This window comes from Hespellia stercorisuis DSM 15480, assembly GCF_900142165.1.
Taxonomy (GTDB): domain Bacteria; phylum Bacillota; class Clostridia; order Lachnospirales; family Lachnospiraceae; genus Hespellia; species Hespellia stercorisuis.
On the sequence record NZ_FQZY01000044.1, the window covers coordinates 1 to 18,516 of the forward strand.

Here is an 18,516-nt window from a genome sequence, read left to right on the forward strand (position 1 = left end):
ATATCGCATCCAACTATAAGCATCTCATCTGAGATGAAAGAGAGTTTGTCATTCTTAGCAAATTTACCTTGTATTTCCAATTCTCTCCACGTTGATGCTTTGAGATTTTCTTCAATAGATTTAATCCGCTTAGCGATTTCATCCTTTGACAGAACATTCATTTCGAATTTCACTACACTTGCTTGCTTTTTTGTCTTTCTTGTTTTACTATTCATCTTAGATACCTCTCGTGATTTAGATTTTTTACCAACTTCCCGGTCAGTAATAATCTAAATTTACCTGAGGTATTCTTTTTGGTCAATTCCCTTTACTCTTTAAAGTATACAGGAAGCTCCTCAAGGTGTTTTTATATTTGTTATTACTTTCTTACTCTCATTGCACTCAGTGCCGCGCCATACGCCCCGGCGAATCTTCCCTCCGGGCTGCTCACCACACGCGAATGCAATTTTTCCTCCAGTGTCCGGCGGATGTAATCACACTCACACAGACCGCCTGTCAGACACACTTCCTCCTTTCCCACATTAAACCTGCCCGCCTGAGATGCCACCTTCGTTGCGATGGAATCCACCACGGCAAACGCAATATTCTCTTTCTTCTCTCCACGACCGATCAGACTGATCACCTCGGACTCCGCAAACACCGTACACATGGAACTGATCGATGTTCCACCGCCAGATGCAGCCAGATCACACATCTCGTCCGGACGCAGTGCCAGTGAATTCGCCATAACCTCCAGAAAACGGCCGGTTCCCGCCGAACATTTGTCATTCATCACAAAATCCTTCACCATGCCATTCTCGATGCGGATCACCTTGGTATCCTGTCCGCCGATATCAATGACCACCACATTGTCACAATCATGAAGCCACACCGCCCCTTTGGCGTGGCAGGTAATTTCCGTGATCATCTTATCCGCATAGGGAACAGCAATCCGCCCGTATCCCGTCGCAACGCACGCCTCCCTCTCCGGATCGATATTCTCATCCTGGAGTTTTTTCCGTATCTCCTCCGCCGTGTCCACACTGCTCCACCCCGTCGGCTGGACCAGTTTCAGAACGGTCTCCTTCTGCTCATTCAGCACCGCGAGTTTTGCACAGGTCGAGCCGATGTCTATTCCAATATAATTCATTTCCAATCTCCTCTAGCAAAACTTATTTCTGTGGGGCCTGATCTGACATGGGAGTGAGACAATCTCATGATATTCCGCATGATTTCGCTCAATGCTTTCCCGCACCCCATCAATATCCTCCTGCCTGACTAACAGCGACATTCCGCAGCTCAGCTCTCCCTGAATAGATCTGGGTGCCGGAGCGATTCTGGCTGATATCCCGTCCTTTTTCAGAATTTCCTGCAGAAGCAGCCCCTGTGTATAATTGGCAAACAGGATATAATAATTCAATTCCTCATTTTCACTCATGACTCTTATCCAAGCATTTCCACAAATGCTTCAATTCTTGTTCTCAACTGTTCAGCATCCTCATCCGTGTAGTCCGTCTCAATTCCGAGAACCGGAATGCCGGCATCCTTCATCGCCTTCTCCACGGTGTACCCTTCTGTGTCATACAGACAGCAGAATTTCAGATTCACATCGATGACGCCATCCACATCGTATTCTTTAGCCAGACGGAGAATATCATCCACACGGCCGCTGTTCGGTGTGAAGCATGCACAATTGATGCCCATATATCTGTCCGCAATCGCCGCATACTGCTCTTCCAGTGTAGTTTTTGTCTCATCCACCAGGTTCTCAAAATAGCGGGTCCCCGTACAGGTCTCCTCACAGACAACTGCAGCACCGCTGGTCTCGATCAGATGATGCAGTTTCCAGTTTGGAATTGCCATCGGTGTTCCTGTCACCAGGATTCTCTTTGTTCCCGCCGGGAAAACCGACACATTGTCTTTGTTTCGCTGTTCCAACTCATCCGCCAGCTTATTCGCCATCTCCGCGCAGCGCACCGGATCATCAAAAAATGCAATCTGCATCATCAAAAGTGCATCTTTTCCACTAATTGGAATGTTTTTTGATTTTCTTGCATCATAGACACGTTTCAGAGCTTTTCTACGCTCATTGATCACATGGATTCCCTCACTCAGCTTCTCCGGTGTGATCGCATTTCCGGTAAAATCTTCTACAACTTTTGCAAAAATTTTGATCTCATCCGCCCACTTTTCAATATCCTGGGGACGTTTCATCTGCGGCATGTCCATGATGTGCATCGGTACATCCTGTCCCAGAATCTCCCACGCTTTCTTCTTGCCGTCACATGTAGTCTCACCTACATACATATCCGCAATGCGGAAGAATGGACATGTGCGCTCCAATCTGGCTCCCACAGAGGCCTTGATCAGGGGGCATGTACTCTTCGGGAGCACCTTCTCGCCTCCCGGAACCCAGAACTGGGATCCGCCGCAGAGTCCTGTTACAATACCATTTGCAGCCAGAACAACTTCGTCCGGAACATACACACAGAATGTTCCAAAAACCTTCTGTCCATTTTTCTGTGCTTCAATCAGTTCAGAAGGACGGATTCCGTGAATCTCTGATACGACAAAATCCCAAAAGCCCATTCCTTCCGGACGATTTTCCTGAGAGAGATACATATCCCCGAACGCGGTCGGCAGAACCTGACATAGCGCATCGTGTGTCTCCAGATCCATTCCCAGTTCTTTCCACATCTCAACATAGTTTGACATAGCTTTTCTCCTTTTCTCTTTAAATCAGCCGGGATGTTCCCCACCGCCTTCCTCCGGCGGCCGGAGCATCCCGGTCATGTTACGTTCTTATGTATCCACTGTTGCTGTTCGCTTCCTCCGAAGCCGCAGCAATTCTGCGGCATTACGGCCTCACAATTGTCTTTGCTCTCTCCATGGTCTCCACGATATCATACATATTCGTGACAGTTCCAACCGCCAGCTTCTCCTTGATTCCGTAAAAGTCAAGACAGGTTCCGCAGGTCATGATGTTCACGCCTTCTTCTGCCATGCACTTCAGATCCTCCAGTGAATCTGAACCCTCGCAGGAAAGGTAGGCACCCGTATTGTATAATAGAATCGACTCCGGAAGGCGATCCTGCTTCGTCAGCGCAAAGACAAATGCCTTCATGAGAGAAACTCCAAGCTTCTCGTCTCCGCCTCCCATCACATTGGCAGAAAGCACCACCACAAGACCCGGTTTCTTCATGTCCTGTGCATCTTCCACTTCCGCCTCTTCGTCGTCTGCATTCAGCTCTGCCTCTGCTTTTCTAAGCGCCTTCCGCGAAACTGTAATGTCTACCTGATATTCTTTTTCTGCTTTTTTCTCGCTTTCCACTGTCAGATTCCTCTGCGTCGCAAACTTGGTCAGATTCTGTACTGCGATCTCATTGTCGACCAATACCGTTACCACGCCGTCCTCTTTCAGTTCCTCTACTGCCTTTTTTGTCTTTACTACCGGCAGTGGGCACGCCAGTCCTCTTCCATCTACTACCATCTGATTTCTCCTTTTCTATCGCATATTCATTGCTTATAAAATGTCCGCAGGATATTCTATCGCATATTCATTGCCTGTAAAATGTCCGCGGGATATCCGTCTGCTCCCATATCACATTCTTACGCTGTTCTTTTACTATACTTACGCTATTCTTCCGTCGTCAGTTCTCTGAGTGCCCTGACTGCCTCGTCAATCTCCGCCTCTGTATTAAAATGAGAAAAGCTGAAGCGTACCGCCCCCTGTTCCACGGTTCCCAGTGCCTCATGCATCAGCGGAGCACAATGTGCCCCCGGCCTCGTGGAAATCTCATACGTCATGGAGAGTTCATCGCTCACCTCGGATGAATCATAATCCCCGATATTGAGTGTCACAATTGCGCACCGTTCCTGACTCCTGTCGAAATCGCCATAGATCTTCACCCCCGGAAGATCTTTGACTCCGTCATAAAACCGCCACATCAGGTGCTGCTCTTCCCTCCGGATCTCATCGATTCCTTTTTTCTCCAGATACTGAACTGCCGCATCCAGACCTGCGAGACCATGTCCGTTCAGGGTGCCCGCCTCCAGCGCCGTGGGCATCTCGACCGGATGTGTCTTACTGTAAGTCTGCACACCGCTTCCACCGGTTTTTAGAGGACGGACCACAAGACCTTCCCGTACGCACATCCCGCCGGTTCCCTGGGGACCAAGCAGTCCCTTGTGCCCTGTGAAACACAGGATGTCCACGTGCATGTCCTTCACATCTATGGGGAATACGCCTGCAGTCTGAGAAGCATCCACGATGAAAATCAGATCGTGCTTTTTAGCAATCTCACCCACCCTTTTGATATCCACCAGATTCCCCGTCAGATTCGATCCGTGTGTACAGACAATGGCCTTTGTATTCTCCCGAATTTCTTTCTCAAAATCCTCATAATCAACGGTTCCCTGACGGCTGCTCTGCACGAAAGACAACTCGACACCTGCGCGCTCCAGCTCATAGAGCGGACGCAGCACAGAATTGTGCTCCAGCATTGTCGTAATCACATGATCGCCGGGATTTAAAACACCCTTGACTGCCGTATTCAATGCCTCTGTTGAGTTAGAGGTGAACACGATCTGCTTCGGACTGTCGGCATGAAAAAATGCGGCCAGCCTCTCTCTGGTATCAAACACCGTTCTCGACGATTCCAGAGAAGCCGAATGAACGCCTCTCCCGGCATTTCCCAAAGATCCCATTGCATGGACTACCGCATCCACTACTTCCTGCGGCTTTTTCATTGTTGTCGCCGCATTGTCTAAATAAATCATTGTATAATCTCCCTTGATTTTTACATTTTTCCCTATAGCTTTAGTATATCTTGTACACATTTCTACGTCTAATCAATAATGATAATGAAACGGCCCTGTTTATAGATTCACTCTATAAACAGGGCCGTTTTTTTACTTTTTTGATGCCGCCTGATTATCTAACATATGAAAAATATCGTTCATGACTTTCACAAACCGTTCCGCGGATGATGAGAGTGCATAATTCTTGTTAAAAACCAGATTCAGATGTCTTCCCTCTCTCTTCTGTCCCATCGGAAATGCAAGGATTGTCCCGCTGTTGATCTCTTCCTGTGCCGCAAGCTTTGATATCATCGTAATTCCAATGCCGTTTTTCACAGATTTTTTGATAGCCTCCGTGTTTTCAATATTGGCAACCACATTCAGTTTCTCCACATCAATGCCTGCTTTCTTCAGCAGGCGCTCCGCTTCTTTTCTGGTACCGGAACCCTCCTCACGAACAATGACCGGTTCCCTGAGAATCCATTTCAAGTCTTTCTCCTGTGCTTTGATCATGCGGTATTTTTCGGTATTCGGTGTGATCGCCACCAGCTCGTCCGCATAAAACGGTACATACGTGCAATCCTTTTTTTCAAGAATCGTGCCGGTAAACCCGATATCCACCATATGTCTGGACACCGATTCCACAACCTTTGCGCTGTCTGTCTCGGTAATCTTGAACTGAATATTCGGATACCGCTCGCTGAATTTCCCCAGTATCTCCGGCAAAATGTACTGTGCCGGGATGGACGATGCTGCAATCGTCACTTTTTTCTTTTCATCTTTCTTATCGTTCAGAAAAAGAACTTCGATCCGGCTCTGCAGCTCCACGATCTCATATGCATATTGATAGAGGCGTTTTCCATCTTCTGTGAGATTGACCTCTTTGGTGTTTCTGGAAAATAGCCGTACTCCCAGCTCTTTTTCAAGGGATGAGATATGCGCGCTTATTGTCGGCTGTGTCAAAAATAAAGCCTTTGCGGTTTTCGAAAAGCTTTTGTTGTCCGCAACTTTTACAAAAGCTTCTAATTGTTTTAAATTCATAGATATGCTACCCTCTCACTCTCTGCTCCAACCTTCTTTGTAACTTTGATACTATCCATATATTCCAGAATCGGCTTCGCGCTTTTCCGGCTGGTTGAAAACATGTCTCTAACCTGAGCGATCGTAATCAGATTTTCCTTCTGTAAGTGCTGCTGAATCTTTTCTTTCGCTTCATCCATCAGATGGCTCATAGTAAACATCTCATCATTGATCCGTGTGACCGTCTTCTCCACGATCATGATGTTCAGAACATCATCTGCCTTATCTCCAGATGTTTTTCCAAACTCAATTTCTGAGAAACGTACAAAATCGTACCCTGCTTTTTCAAAAGCTTCTGTAATTATTTTCTCTATTGCTTTGTACGCATCATCCTTGCAAACTGTAAAGTCCGGAAGATAAAGGAACTCTTCTTTTCTGCACACTGCATTTTCTGCAACGAGAAAGTCAATGTATGCATCAAATACATTCGGCTTTACTTTTTTCAGATACGTCATGTGAATCTCCGCTTTTTTCATACCGAACCTGAACGGATATTTCTCATGATACTTCGTGAGATCACGCTCTATTTTCTGACGCAGCGCAAATTCACTTTCTTTATGCCATAAATATATATCCTTCTTCATGGAAAATACATATATTGCACCACTCTCTTTTAACTCTTCCAGATATTCCTGCAGTTCATCCACAGAATGAGCCATCGTCTTGGCAAGCTCATTCAATGTAATCATGGTATCTCCATGCTCTTTGATGTGAAGTTCCATGATATCTGCCAGCGATCCGGACTCTTTTCTTTTCAGTTCCTCAATTGCATTGGCATCAAACCGCTTCTTTCGCGTCGGATTCGGCTCCAGAACAACACCGCCTCCAATCGTCTCCATCGGCGAATAAAAACGCACCACAAAACGATCGCCCCTCTTCAGCGCGATCTGCTCCTCCAATCGGAGCTGAACCAGACCGCTTTCTCCCGGGCCGATCTCGTCTTTGTCCAACAGCACGGCGCGGCAGAGTATCTCGCTCGTTCCCGTATACAGATGAAGCCGCTCGTGGTTGGTCACGATTCGCATAGAATCATTCAGAACCGTCAGTTTCACATCCAGCATATCTGTGTTTTTCATACTGTTCCTGGCAGCGATGACGCAGCCTCTGCTGATCTCTTTCTTTTTCACATTCGACAGGTTAATTGCGACGCGCTGTCCGGCCTCGCACACATCCTGGTCTTTTCCGTGCACCTGAATACTGCGGATTTTGCATTCCCGCTCAATTGGATACATCTCCAGCACATCCTCTTTGGAAATAGTTCCGGAAATCAGTGTACCTGTAATGATCGTCCCAAATCCACTCAGAGTAAATACTCTGTCGATGGGCAGTCTCGGAATGGTTTTTGTGTCCTTTGCCACGACTTCATCCTTCATCAGATGGTCAATCGTATCCTTCAGTTCATCCAGCCCCTGTCCCGTCGCCGCCGAGACATGTACAATCGGCGCATTTTCGAGAAAGGTGTCCTTCAGTTCCTCCTTGATGTCTTCTTCCACAAGTTCGATCCATTCGTCATCCACCAGGTCACACTTGTTCAGGACCAGAATACTTTTCTGCATTCCCAGCAGTCCCAGTATATCAATGTGCTCGCGGGTCTGTGGCATAATTCCCTCGTCAGCGGCAACGACCAGCATAACCAGATCCATTCCCACCACACCTGCAACCATGTTATTAATAAATTTCTCATGACCGGGCACGTCTATAATTCCAACCCGGTCTCCGCTTTTGGTATCAAAGTAGGTGAATCCAAGATCTATGGTAATCCCCCTTCTCTGCTCTTCTTCCCATCTGTCGGTATTTCGCCCGGTCAGTGCTTTGATCAACGTTGTCTTACCGTGATCAATATGCCCCGCCGTTCCTATGATGATATTCTTCATACTAACAATTCTCCCAGCATTTCCACTATCTTTTCAAACCATCTTGACTCTATTGTCCGGATATCCAGATAAACGGTATCGTTCACAGTTCTCGGAATAATCGGAATCGGAAGACTCCGCATCTGTTCCTCCAGCTTCGGCACACTGATGTTGTGTGGCTTAATTGTCACCGCCATGCTCGGGATTCGCTCCAATGGGAGTGATCCTCCGCCGATCTGTGCTTCACATGGCTCCACACCTGTATCCGCCGCCAGCTGTGCATTGTCGATCATCTGCTTTAGGGCGTTGGCTCTGTCCGCCACCGCTTCCTGTGATTCATGAATCATGCGCAGAACCGGGATATTCTGTACCGCCTTTTCCTCGGATAAATACTCCTGCAGTACCAGTTCCAGAGCTGTCGCCGTAAATTTGTCGATTCGCAGAGCTCTTGTCATCTGGTTTTTCTTCATCATATCAATGTATTTTTTCTTTCCAATGATGATTCCGGCCTGCGGTCCTCCAAGCAGCTTATCACCGCTGAAACATACAACATCAGCACCTTTTCGAATGGAGTCCTGTACGGTAGGCTCATAAGTGAGTCCATATCTGGACAGATCGATCAGCACACCACTCCCCAGATCTTCTATGATTGGAAGATCATGCTCCTTTGCAATGGGAACCAGCTCATCGATGGTAACCGTATCCGTAAAACCGACGATCCGATAGTTACTTGTATGCACCTTCAGGAGTGCTTTCGTCTCCTCTGTAATTGCCTCCTCATAGTCGGAGTAATGTGTCTTGTTTGTGGTACCGACCTCCACCAGAGAAGCCCCGCTCTGTTCCATCACATCCGGGATTCGGAACTTGCCGCCTATCTCGACCAGTTCTCCACGCGATACGACTACCTCGCCGCCCTTCGCCATCGCATTCAGTATCAGCATCACTGCTGCGGCATTGTTGTTCACCGCCATAGCAGCCTCCGCTCCGGTCAGCTTGCAGAGCAGCTTTTCAAAATGTGAATAGCGTTCTCCACGTCTTCCTTCCTCCAGATTGTACTCCAGATTCGAATACCCTGTCACGATCTCCGCCAGTTTTTTTGCATGCTCCTGACTGATTGGCGCACGTCCCAGATTCGTATGCAGAATTGTCCCTGTTCCATTGATCACGGCACGCATATTCGGCGTGTACAGAGCCTGCACAGATTTCCGGATATCGGCCTGCAGATCATCAATCTTGTGTTTTGCTGTTTCTTCCTCGTCACAATTTCCAATAAATTTTCTCAGAGTTTCCATTCTCTCATGGATGGCATCCATCACAACATCTCTCCCATACTGGTCGATCAGACTCTGGATTTCTTCCTGTTCGAGAAGGATATCCACTTTTGGAATGCTTCGGTATAAAAGATTCTTGTTCATATTTTACCCTCTTAAACTTCATTTATTTGTCTTTTTCGGCACGTTTTCCTCCACCTTCCATTTGGGCACTCAGCGCGCCAGAAGTGAGGGGACTGCTTAAGGACGTTCCATCAATGAAGACGGATCAGTTTGTCACTTTTCTCGCTTACGGTTCCAATTACGGAAACAGTTGTGTCCATGTGTGCCTTTTCAAATTCGTCCATTATGGCATCGACATACTGCGGCTCCACGCTGATCAGCAGCCCACCGGATGTCTGTGGATCATAGAGCAGATCAATGTAGTGTTCCGCAATGTTGTGCATGTCCACTTTTGCTGCCGAATACCCACGATTCTTATACGCTCCCGCCGGAACCAGACCGGTCTTCGCGTAGGCAATGGCATCCTTAAAATACGCCACATCGTGCACATTCAGTTCAAATGTGACCTCACTTGCCTCCGCCATCTCCACACAGTGTCCCAACAGTCCGAACCCGGTAATATCGGTACACGCATTAACCGGATAGATTTCCACTACTTCTTTTGCTTTTCTGTTCAATGAGGACATGGCTGTCGTCACTTCTCTGATTGCCCTGTCCGAAGCCATCTCGGCCTTAATTGCCGTGTTGACGATACCACTTCCCACCTGCTTTGTGAGAATCAGCACATCCCCCGGCTTGCATCCATAATTCTTAAATATGTGATTCGGGTGAACAAAACCGGATACGCACAATCCGTATTTTGGTTCATCGTCCTGCACAGAATGGCCTCCGACCAGAACTGCTCCCGCCTCTTTAACTTTGTCTGCACCGCCTGCTAAGATATCCCCTAAGATAGAAGGGTCCAGGCAGTTCGGGAACCCCACGATATTGAGCGCAATTTTCGGCTCTCCTCCCATAGCATAAACATCACTCAGTGAATTAGCTGCTGCAATCTGGCCGAACATATATGGATCATCGACAATGGGAGTAAAGAAATCAACCGTTTGAATCATAGCAATATCATCCGTAATCTTGTATATCGCTGCGTCATCAGATGTCTCTATTCCAACCAGAAGATTGTCATCGTGGAATTTCGGTAACTTACCCAGTACCTGGGCAAGGGTCTCCGGACCTATTTTGGCAGCTCAACCAGAGGTTTTTGCTAATTGAGTCAATCTAACATCTTTTTTCATCTCTTATCTCCTTACTCCGTATTCTCGTTCTCTTCAATTTTATATTTAATACATTATACATCTAACAAATTGTGTCTTTAATATTTTTCGTCTAATACTTTTGTATATTCAATACTTACAGCATTTATTCAAACAGACTTCTAAAGACCTCTTTAAATTTTTTATCTTTTCATTTTTTATTATAGTTTTTTTCTATAACTATCTCTTTATCATAAAATTATCAAATAACTCCCCAGTAATCATAATTCCTGTGCAGAAAGATAACGTACAATCTGCACAGGAATAACATGGTTTGCTACAATATGCGATTAGTTAATGTAACCACTCTTCTTTAATTCTTCTTCTGCTTTCGCCAGGTTTGCATCGGAAACACGAATGATCGGTCCGGTACAGCCCATTCCGCTTTCAGCATAAATGTTGATTTTCCAAAGAACCTTTACTGCATCCTCAAGATCCATAACTTCGATTCCAGGAATCTGTGCTGTTACGATCTCTTTTGGTGGCTCTTTTACATCTTCTACAGCTGCAGCCGGTTTAGAAGCAGCTTTGTGAGCTTCTAAGATTTCTTTTAAACCTGCTTTTTTCACAGCCTTGAACTCTGCTTTTGCTACTTCAAATACTTTTCCTCTTACAAGCTGACCTGCATAGCGAATTGCATTTGCGATAACCGGTGCACCGGATGCACGGGATACGATCATAACTAACTGATCATAGCCTTCTCCGATACCAGGGCCATATCCGAATCCAGTTGCTTCAAAGCTTCCGCCTGTCTGGAATGATGAAAGCATCTTCACCAGAATATTACCTGTCAGAGAATCTGTTACCATAATGTCCGGTGATGCCTGAAGGATATCATTTCCTCTCATGACACAACCACCGTCAGCACGTCCTGACTCTGCAAATTCAATACCGTATCCCTGATCTTTTAACTGTTTCAGAGCTTTCTCTGTCTGACGAGCGCCATCCACATTCAGGATACCTACTGTTGGGTTTGCATTGCCGCATGCTTTTGCTGCGATAATACCATAAATTGCATTTTTAATCATACCTTCGATACGATCTGTGCTGGATGTTCCTGTTGTATTCGCAACAAACATCTCTTTTGCTTTTGCAGGTGTTACGCAGCGACCTACTGTTGAAACACCGATCGGGAATGGGAAATGCATTGTAACAGCGGCATCAACCTCTTTGTTCTTCAGCATCTCTTCCATCTTGTCGTGGCCTTCTTCGTCATTCGCAACCTTGATTGTTGTAACGCCTTCTGCCTCTAATGTTCCAATATAATAAACATCGATTCCGTCCTTTGCTGCTTCGATTGCAGCTGCCATTGAGTTTTCCTCGCCGTGCTCACTGCCCATACCTGTCAGAGCGACTTTCGGTCTTTTTCCAAAACTTCCGGTCTCCAGTCCCTCTGCCATATCCAGAAAGGTTTCGGCAATCATTTTTTCAATTCCATTTGCCATTTGTATCCACCTCTCTATTCTGCCATCATTGATGCAGCAAAATCTTTCATTGCTTTTGCGATTAATCCTTTTACTTCTTCTTCAGATACACCGCTGTTATCTTCTGCTCCTGTGTTTGCCTGAATTACGAAAGAAACACCATCGAACAGGTTTGTCATTCTTCCAAGGAACAAAGATCCTTTTCCAATGATCATTGCATTTCTGATCTTGCCTTCAAGAATGTCTTCTCTTGCGAATCCGATATACGGTACACCTGAAGGAATATGTCCCTGTGTCGGAGCCCATCCTGTTAAGCCGTGCTCCTCTGGGAATGTCTTCATAGCGGCTTTGTCGATCTCGCCACGTTTTACAGCAAGTGCTGCAATCATCTTGTAGTTAGCAAGCGGTACATCTCCAGCTCCTGCCGGTTTTGTGATGTCTGGATTCTGCATCTCCGGTGAGAATTTGTCAATATCTGTAATCTTCATATCAACTCTCTCAAGTGGATCAGCAACAAGACTTCCGATAACGTTCTGTGGTGCACTTCCTGTACCTACAGTATGACGTCCAAGGATGTCCAGGTTGATTTCAGGGCTCACACCGTCATTCTCAGCGATGATTACACAGAAACCTGCCAGGCAGTCTTCAAGAATCGGAAGACCTTTTTTCACATGATCTTTACCATTCATACCTAATTTAGCTGTACAGCCACCAGCTGTAACTGCTACACATTTGTATGCTCCGGATTTAACCAGTGCTGCAGCTTCGATTAATGCATGTGCAGGGCCGGCACAGAATCCACGTGAGTCAGATCCGGTAGCTTTCATCAGACCAGCTACTTCTGCAGCAGCCTTTGCAAAGTTACCGCCGCCTCTCTGGTTCATGTCACCGCATGCTTCTTCAGCACAGTCGATTACATACTCAACATCTTCTTTGTCAATTCCTGTATTTCTTACTGCATATAACAGTGCAAGAACGCTTGATGCTTTACTCATGATGTTCTCGTGCATAACGTGTGCAGAAAGATTGGAGTCGATATCATGTGCTCTCTTAACACAACCCACCAGTTTGCCTTCAAAATAAAGACCTTCTGCGTGCTCGTCATTTACGAAATGCTCAACTTCTGAAAGCTCAACGCCCTCAACTACCTTCGCAACAATGTCCTCGGTGATAACCGGATCTGCTGCAAAAGCGTCCTTATGTGCTGCTACGAACTCTTTGTCAAGTTCGATAACTTCGAACATGTCACAAGCCTGTGCCAGGAGAATAAATTCTGCCTCCGGCATGATCTCGCCGTATTTTCCGTATCTCTCGGAATCAGCTTTTGGCTTGTCATAATATGGAAATTCAACCTTTGCCAGTTCATCTGGATGTGCGTTTCCAATGTAAACCTGATTTGGCCAGTAATTTACACAATCTTCGTAAGAACGAAGATGGCCGCGTAATTCTTTTAAGTATTCTGAGTCTGGATTAACAACTCTCTCTGTTGTCTGGGTTGTTCCATTATTTATTACCATTTCCGGAGTATGTGCCAGCACATAGCTCGCTCCTTTTATTACACTGTTCATTGTAATTATGTCCACCTTTCTCTAAAAGATAAAAAAACGGTGAGGCTGATTTTTAACCTCACCGCCACTAGGAATTCAAATTATATAAATTCGATTTATAAATACTTACAGTATTCGTCACGGATAGATGACATCTCATCTACGATATCGTCAACGTCGAGTACCATTTCCATCATACCCACCTGCTCATCGTAAACAGCTTCGTCAAACTCTTTCTTCAGTTCTGGTTCACATACATGATATGTCGTGAGTCCAAGCTGGACCCCTGTCAATGGACCTGCAAAAGTAGGATCACCTGCTGTTACGGTTTCTGCTGCAAGACCTGCAGCTTCACCTTCAGCGGCACCGACAACAACTACTACGTTCTCTGCGCCATACTGCTCAGCAAATTCTTTTACTCTTTTCTGGTTTTCAAGATCCATTGCGCCTGCGCTTGTTCAGACGAAACACTCTGTTGAAGAAAAAATCACGTCTCCGCCGGCTGTTTTTACACATTCTTCAATAGCCGGTCCCGGGACTCCATCACGGTCACCTATAATAACAACTTTTTTGTCTTTCAAAATTGCCATGATAATTTCCTCCTTTCTTTCTGTTTGATTTTAATTTGTTTTATTAGAAACGCGTCCGCATTTCCGTAAAAGCCTTGTAGCTCATACGCTAGTTCCTTGAGCCGGAACATAAATTGTACTGCTCCGTAACTCTGACTGCTATCTCAGCCGCATATGTATGCGCTTAGATATATTTCTGAACCATCGCCTCGATGTTTGCTTCTGTAGCATCATCTTTGATCAGTTCTTCTACTTTCTCTCCATCTTTGTAAATAGCCATAACAGGAAGTCCTAAGATTTTCTGTCCGATTGCAAGACGACGAGCTTTTGTTGTGTTCAGTGATGTGAATTTTAATTTATCACCGTATTTGTCAGCTAATCCATGTACGAATGGCATTAAAGCCTGGCATGGCACACATCCGTCACCAAAGAAATCTACGAATACATATCCTTCTGCGCCTAATACTTCTGTTTCAAATGTTTTCTTATCTACTTCTAACATTGTTCATGTCCTCCCAAATTTCTAAATGTTTTGTGGATTACTCCATCTCACCAATATACTTCTCGCACTGTGTTGCTGCGATCGCTCCGTCAGCAGCTGCTGTTACAACCTGACGAAGGCTCTTCACACGGATATCTCCTGCGGCAAATACGCCAGGAATATTTGTGTGCATGTCTGCGTCTGTAGGAATGTATCCTCTCTCGTCGAGCTCAACACCTTTTCCTTCAAAAATCTTTGAGTTAGGCAGTGTTCCGATAAATCCGAACACACCGAACATTCCGTCATCCTCGTCAGCTTCGATTGTTGTCAGCTCACCAGTCTTTACGTTTTTCACGGTCATAGAAGAAAGGATTCCATCTCCGTTCACTTCTTCTACTACTGAATCCCACATAAAGAAAAGCTTGTCATTCTTAAATGCCTTTTCCTGAATGGATTTTGCTGCACGAAGTTCGTCACGTCTGTGAATAACGGTAACTTTTCTTGCGAATTTTGTAAGATACATTGCCTCTTCAACAGCAGAGTCTCCGCCGCCGACAACATACACTTCAAAGTCCTCGAAAAAGTTTGCATCACATGTAGCACAGTAAGAAACACCTTTGCCCATAAATTCTTTTTCGTTCTTGCATCCGATTGGTCTTGAGAACGCACCCGTTGCGATGATTACCGTCTTAGCACAATACTCTCCCTTTGCACTGATCAGCTTTTTCACATCGCCTTCAAGTACAACATCGTTAATTACGTCTGAGACTCTCTCTACCCCAAACTTCTCGCACTGCTGTGTCATTCTCTCAATCAGAGACGGTCCGCTCTCACCTTCCACAGTCTGTCCAGGATAATTCTCAATCTCATCTGTAATAGCGATCTGGCCGCCATCTTTTCCCTTTTCTACAATCAGCGTAGAAAGGCGGCTTCTTCCAGCGTACAATCCAGCTGCCAATCCTGCAGGGCCTGCGCCAAGAATAACCACGTCATAAATTTTGCTCATAGCATTCTTCTCCTTTTTATCATTATTGTACTAACAGTATATATCCGAACTCCAAAAATATCAATGCATAAAATACTTTTTTTTCTATTTTTTTATTAAATCTGCACAATTCACCCTTTTTTCGTGTTAATGTTTTAACAATGTTGCACAAGAATCTGTCAATTCATTTGGTAATTCTGCTATTATCCGACATACTACTGTTTCTTCTCTGTTTTGAGTGCTTTTAAGAGCGAAACGCATGCCGCGAACATTACAAATATAAATGGGAACGCGGCCGCCAGCGAAATTGTCTGAAGCGGTTTTAATCCTCCTGCCATAAGCAGTCCAATTGCCATCACTGACTGAATCACACCCCAAAGAATCTTTTTGCTGTTCGGCGGGTTGATGTTTCCGTTTGATGTCAGCATAGAGAGCACATATACCCCCGAGTTCGCCGAGGTGACGAAGAACGCGCACAGCGATACAATTGCAACAAGAGACAGGATAAACCCTAGCGGATATTCTCTGAGGACCAGAAACAGTCCGGTCTCCGGCGTCGCAACTACCTCTTTCAATGCCTCAATCGAAAGAATGCCTTTTGCTCCAAGATTTATTCCCAGGTTTCCAAATACAGCACCCCACACGCAGGAAGCTGCCGCAGGAACGAGCACGACTCCCAGCACAAATTCACGGATTGTACGTCCTTTGGAGATGCGGGCAACAAACACACCTACAAACGGTGCCCAGGCAATAAACCATGCCCAGTAGTACAGTCTCCAGCTGCCCAGCCAGCTGTTATCGCCATACGATGCTATTTTCAGCGCATCCGGGATGAAGTTTCCTATATATTGTCCCATACCATTGACAAAACTATTCAGAACTTCTACTTTTGGCCCCACGATAAAACATACAATCAGCAGACCGATTGCAATATACAGGTTCGCATCAGAAATAATAGAGATACCTTTTTCCAGTCCCGATACCGCCGAAGATATATATATCACCGTCACGACCGCAACAATCACGATCTGTACCGTAAGATTGACCGGGATTCCAAACAGCGTATGGATTCCGGCGTTGATCTGCATGGTGCCAAGACCAAGTGATGTAACAATTCCGGCCACTGTGGCAAATACTGCCAAAATGTCGATCAGTTTTCCAAGCCAGCCGTTCGCAAGCTTTTCACCAATCAATGGTTCCAGAATACAGCTGATCAGACTCTTTTTGTCCTTGCGGAACATAAAATATGCAAGAGCCAGTCCGATGATTGCATAGTTCGCCCACGGAAGGATTCCCCAATGAGTGAAGAATGACTTGATCGCGAAATCAGCCGCTCCGGCAGACGCGCTCTCAATTCCGTCCGTTGGATTAATATAGTGACTCAGCGGTTCCGCAACCCCCCAGAATACAAGCCCGACTCCCATACCACAGCCGAACAGAAGTCCAAACCATGTCATATTACTGTATTCCGGCCTGGAATCATCTCCACCGAGACGAATTTTCCCATATCTTCCAAAACCTACATAAGCAATAAAAAACAAAAATACGATCATAGCCAGCAGATAAAGCCAACCAAAATCAACTGTAAAAAATGTGTAGGCTGCATTGGATACTTTCGTAAAGCTTTCGTTAAAGGCTACCGACCACACTGCGATAATCGCAACCAATACGAGGGAGATATAAAATACTGATTTACTGGTGTTCTTTTTTTCCATATCCTTCTCCTTTAAATATGATACTGCTTTTTATGCCCCCAAACGCAGTATATTTTGTAAGTCCCCAAATCATGTATTTCCATGTGAGCATCGGGTACACTGCCCACATTTATTTTATTATAGAAAAAGCCCATAACCCCGGGCTTTTTCTAATTGCATACAGTTTCAAATATCTATATTACACTCTGAATACTGTCTGCTCTTCAATCTCTGTCGCAAGGCTCTCAACAGCGACCTTCGTTCTGTGATAACGCAATTTCCACTGATCCTCTTTTGATGTAGCAGGATCACCAAGTGGATATGGAATAGAGATCGTCGGAACGATTCTGTTAGAGCCAACTGTCTTGGCAACCGGAATCAGATTACACATCTGAACGATCGGGAATCCAGCTTTTTCTACTTCTTTTACCATCGTTGCACCGCAACGTGTACAGGTACCTCAGGTAGAGACCATGATCACACCGTCAACGTGATCTTCCTGAAGCAGCGGAATAATCTCGCGGGCCATTCTTGCAGCCTCAGCCTCGGTTGTTCCTGTACCGACTGTTGTATAGAAGTAAGAATGAAGGCTTCCGATCACTCCTTCTTTTTCTAATACTTTCAGTGCATCTACCGGAGTGATTACATTCGGATCCGCATCTGCCGCTGCCGGATCGAAACCAGCATGAATCGTCTTGTACTCACCACCCTTGAGCGCCTCTGTACCAGAAATGTCATATTTTCCCCAACGTGTAGCAGATGCTGACTGGATGCGATCCGGATTGTCTACCGGTACGATACCACCAGTGTTGAGCAGTGCGATCTTTGCCTTTGAAAGATCCTTGATAGCCGGAGCAATCGGTACGCGGTCCAATTTTGGAATTGGCAGCTCTGTCTGGAACGGTTCTCCGTTAAGTTTCTTTACCAGCATGTCGATCATACGCTCAGAAGCAGGCTTTCCATCCTCCAGCCAAACCTGGTGGCGGATTCCTCTTGCGAAGTAACCATCTTCGTCTGCACTTCCTACAGCCTCACCTTTCAAAAGCTTGTTGGCAACCACAGCCATAGCCTTAACGTCTTTTTTCATCTTAGAAGCAATATTGCCGCCTCTCAGAATATACATATCTTTTTTAAACATCTCTGCGCCCGGGTTCTCTTCGTTAATAGAAGTAACAACCGGAACACCGAATTTTTCTTTTACCGCTTTACAGATTGTACCACATGCCACTCCGTAACGGCCAGCCTGAAATGCCGGACCTGCAAGGAAGATATCCATCTCTTTTCCTTCCAGCATACCAAGAATTGTGGCAACCGCTTCTTCTGTGTTTGATCCCATATAGTTATCACCACAGATAATGGTATGTGTTACTTCTGTATCATCTAACTCTTTTGCAAACTGCATTGCAGGACCAATCTGTCCCTCGTGAATTTCTGGCTCAGCTCCCGCTTTGTCTTCTCCACCGATCTGACCAAAAAATTGATTTACATATACTATCGCTTTTTTCATTTCGTCACCTCTA

General features: G+C 45.6%; 16 protein-coding genes and 1 pseudogene. All 17 read right to left on the reverse strand.

The window, feature by feature from the left end:
- Positions 1-215 (reverse strand): annotated as a pseudogene (locus tag BUB85_RS13695) (IS110 family transposase); the annotation flags it as partial.
- Positions 216-358: 143 nt separating this feature from the next.
- The gene (locus BUB85_RS13700; protein ID WP_073111471.1) at positions 359-1,129 is read right to left on the reverse strand and encodes an acyl-CoA dehydratase activase; all 771 of its coding nucleotides are present in this window, start codon (positions 1,127-1,129) and stop codon (positions 359-361) included.
- A 12-nt stretch (positions 1,130-1,141) separates the two neighbouring features.
- Entirely contained in the window at positions 1,142-1,417 is a 276-nt protein-coding gene (locus BUB85_RS13705) for a DUF3343 domain-containing protein (RefSeq protein WP_073111473.1), read from the reverse strand.
- 5 nt (positions 1,418-1,422) lie between these two features.
- Entirely contained in the window at positions 1,423-2,694 is a 1,272-nt protein-coding gene (locus tag BUB85_RS13710; RefSeq protein ID WP_073111475.1) for a double-cubane-cluster-containing anaerobic reductase, read from the reverse strand.
- A gap of 142 nt (positions 2,695-2,836) precedes the next feature.
- The gene (yedF, locus tag BUB85_RS13715) at positions 2,837-3,469 is read right to left on the reverse strand and encodes a sulfurtransferase-like selenium metabolism protein YedF (protein WP_073111477.1); all 633 of its coding nucleotides are present in this window, start codon (positions 3,467-3,469) and stop codon (positions 2,837-2,839) included.
- A 146-nt stretch (positions 3,470-3,615) separates the two neighbouring features.
- On the reverse strand, positions 3,616-4,758 hold the full coding sequence (locus tag BUB85_RS13720; protein ID WP_084534054.1) for an aminotransferase class V-fold PLP-dependent enzyme: 1,143 nt from the start codon (positions 4,756-4,758) through the stop codon (positions 3,616-3,618).
- A 132-nt stretch (positions 4,759-4,890) separates the two neighbouring features.
- Positions 4,891-5,820, reverse strand: coding sequence for a selenium metabolism-associated LysR family transcriptional regulator (locus BUB85_RS13725; protein ID WP_073111481.1), 930 nt, complete (start codon positions 5,818-5,820; stop codon positions 4,891-4,893).
- Positions 5,817-7,733, reverse strand: coding sequence for a selenocysteine-specific translation elongation factor (gene selB / locus BUB85_RS13730; RefSeq protein ID WP_073111483.1), 1,917 nt, complete (start codon positions 7,731-7,733; stop codon positions 5,817-5,819). The genes BUB85_RS13725 and selB overlap by 4 nt, the downstream gene beginning before the upstream one ends.
- A complete protein-coding gene (gene selA, locus BUB85_RS13735) occupies positions 7,730-9,127 on the reverse strand; it encodes an L-seryl-tRNA(Sec) selenium transferase (RefSeq protein WP_073111485.1) in 1,398 nt (465 codons plus the stop codon). Before selA ends, selB begins: the two co-directional genes overlap by 4 nt.
- 110 nt (positions 9,128-9,237) lie before the next feature.
- On the reverse strand, positions 9,238-10,278 hold the full coding sequence (selD, locus tag BUB85_RS13740; RefSeq protein ID WP_084534055.1) for a selenide, water dikinase SelD: 1,041 nt from the start codon (positions 10,276-10,278) through the stop codon (positions 9,238-9,240).
- A 308-nt stretch (positions 10,279-10,586) separates the two neighbouring features.
- Complete coding sequence (grdD, locus tag BUB85_RS13745) at positions 10,587-11,741, reverse strand: glycine/sarcosine/betaine reductase complex component C subunit alpha (RefSeq protein WP_073111489.1); 1,155 nt, start codon at positions 11,739-11,741, stop codon at positions 10,587-10,589.
- Between the two features lie 14 nt (positions 11,742-11,755).
- Positions 11,756-13,288, reverse strand: a complete 1,533-nt coding sequence (gene grdC, locus BUB85_RS13750) for a glycine/sarcosine/betaine reductase complex component C subunit beta (RefSeq protein WP_073111491.1) — start codon at positions 13,286-13,288, stop codon at positions 11,756-11,758.
- A 95-nt stretch (positions 13,289-13,383) separates the two neighbouring features.
- The gene (grdA, locus tag BUB85_RS13755) at positions 13,384-13,857 is read right to left on the reverse strand and encodes a glycine/sarcosine/betaine reductase complex selenoprotein A (RefSeq protein ID WP_084534056.1); all 474 of its coding nucleotides are present in this window, start codon (positions 13,855-13,857) and stop codon (positions 13,384-13,386) included.
- Positions 13,858-14,020: 163 nt separating this feature from the next.
- Entirely contained in the window at positions 14,021-14,338 is a 318-nt protein-coding gene (trxA, locus tag BUB85_RS13765; RefSeq protein ID WP_073111497.1) for a thioredoxin TrxA, read from the reverse strand.
- A gap of 37 nt (positions 14,339-14,375) precedes the next feature.
- The gene (trxB, locus tag BUB85_RS13770) at positions 14,376-15,323 is read right to left on the reverse strand and encodes a thioredoxin-disulfide reductase (RefSeq protein ID WP_073111499.1); all 948 of its coding nucleotides are present in this window, start codon (positions 15,321-15,323) and stop codon (positions 14,376-14,378) included.
- A gap of 194 nt (positions 15,324-15,517) precedes the next feature.
- A complete protein-coding gene (locus BUB85_RS13775) occupies positions 15,518-17,017 on the reverse strand; it encodes a BCCT family transporter (protein WP_073111501.1) in 1,500 nt (499 codons plus the stop codon).
- 178 nt (positions 17,018-17,195) lie between these two features.
- Positions 17,196-18,503 (reverse strand): betaine reductase selenoprotein B, encoded by a 1,308-nt coding sequence (grdH, locus tag BUB85_RS13785; RefSeq protein WP_084534057.1) that lies wholly within the window; start codon positions 18,501-18,503, stop codon positions 17,196-17,198.
- Positions 18,504-18,516 lie beyond the last annotated feature (13 nt).

Bases quoted from the DNA above. Each gene is read 5' to 3' on its own strand.
- BUB85_RS13710 (WP_073111475.1), bottom strand. From the start codon at position 2,694: ATGTCAAACTATGTTGAGATGTGGAAAGAACTGGGAATGGATCTGGAG.
- grdD (WP_073111489.1), bottom strand. From the start codon at position 11,741: ATGGCAAATGGAATTGAAAAAATGATTGCCGAAACCTTTCTGGATATG.
- yedF (WP_073111477.1), bottom strand. From the start codon at position 3,469: ATGGTAGTAGATGGAAGAGGACTGGCGTGCCCACTGCCGGTAGTAAAG.
- grdC (WP_073111491.1), bottom strand. From the start codon at position 13,288: ATGAACAGTGTAATAAAAGGAGCGAGCTATGTGCTGGCACATACTCCG.
- BUB85_RS13705 (WP_073111473.1), bottom strand. From the start codon at position 1,417: ATGAGTGAAAATGAGGAATTGAATTATTATATCCTGTTTGCCAATTAT.
- BUB85_RS13775 (WP_073111501.1), bottom strand. From the start codon at position 17,017: ATGGAAAAAAAGAACACCAGTAAATCAGTATTTTATATCTCCCTCGTA.
- BUB85_RS13700 (WP_073111471.1), bottom strand. From the start codon at position 1,129: ATGAATTATATTGGAATAGACATCGGCTCGACCTGTGCAAAACTCGCG.
- trxB (WP_073111499.1), bottom strand. From the start codon at position 15,323: ATGAGCAAAATTTATGACGTGGTTATTCTTGGCGCAGGCCCTGCAGGA.
- BUB85_RS13725 (WP_073111481.1), bottom strand. From the start codon at position 5,820: ATGAATTTAAAACAATTAGAAGCTTTTGTAAAAGTTGCGGACAACAAA.
- BUB85_RS13720 (WP_084534054.1), bottom strand. From the start codon at position 4,758: ATGATTTATTTAGACAATGCGGCGACAACAATGAAAAAGCCGCAGGAA.
- selB (WP_073111483.1), bottom strand. From the start codon at position 7,733: ATGAAGAATATCATCATAGGAACGGCGGGGCATATTGATCACGGTAAG.
- selA (WP_073111485.1), bottom strand. From the start codon at position 9,127: ATGAACAAGAATCTTTTATACCGAAGCATTCCAAAAGTGGATATCCTT.
- trxA (WP_073111497.1), bottom strand. From the start codon at position 14,338: ATGTTAGAAGTAGATAAGAAAACATTTGAAACAGAAGTATTAGGCGCA.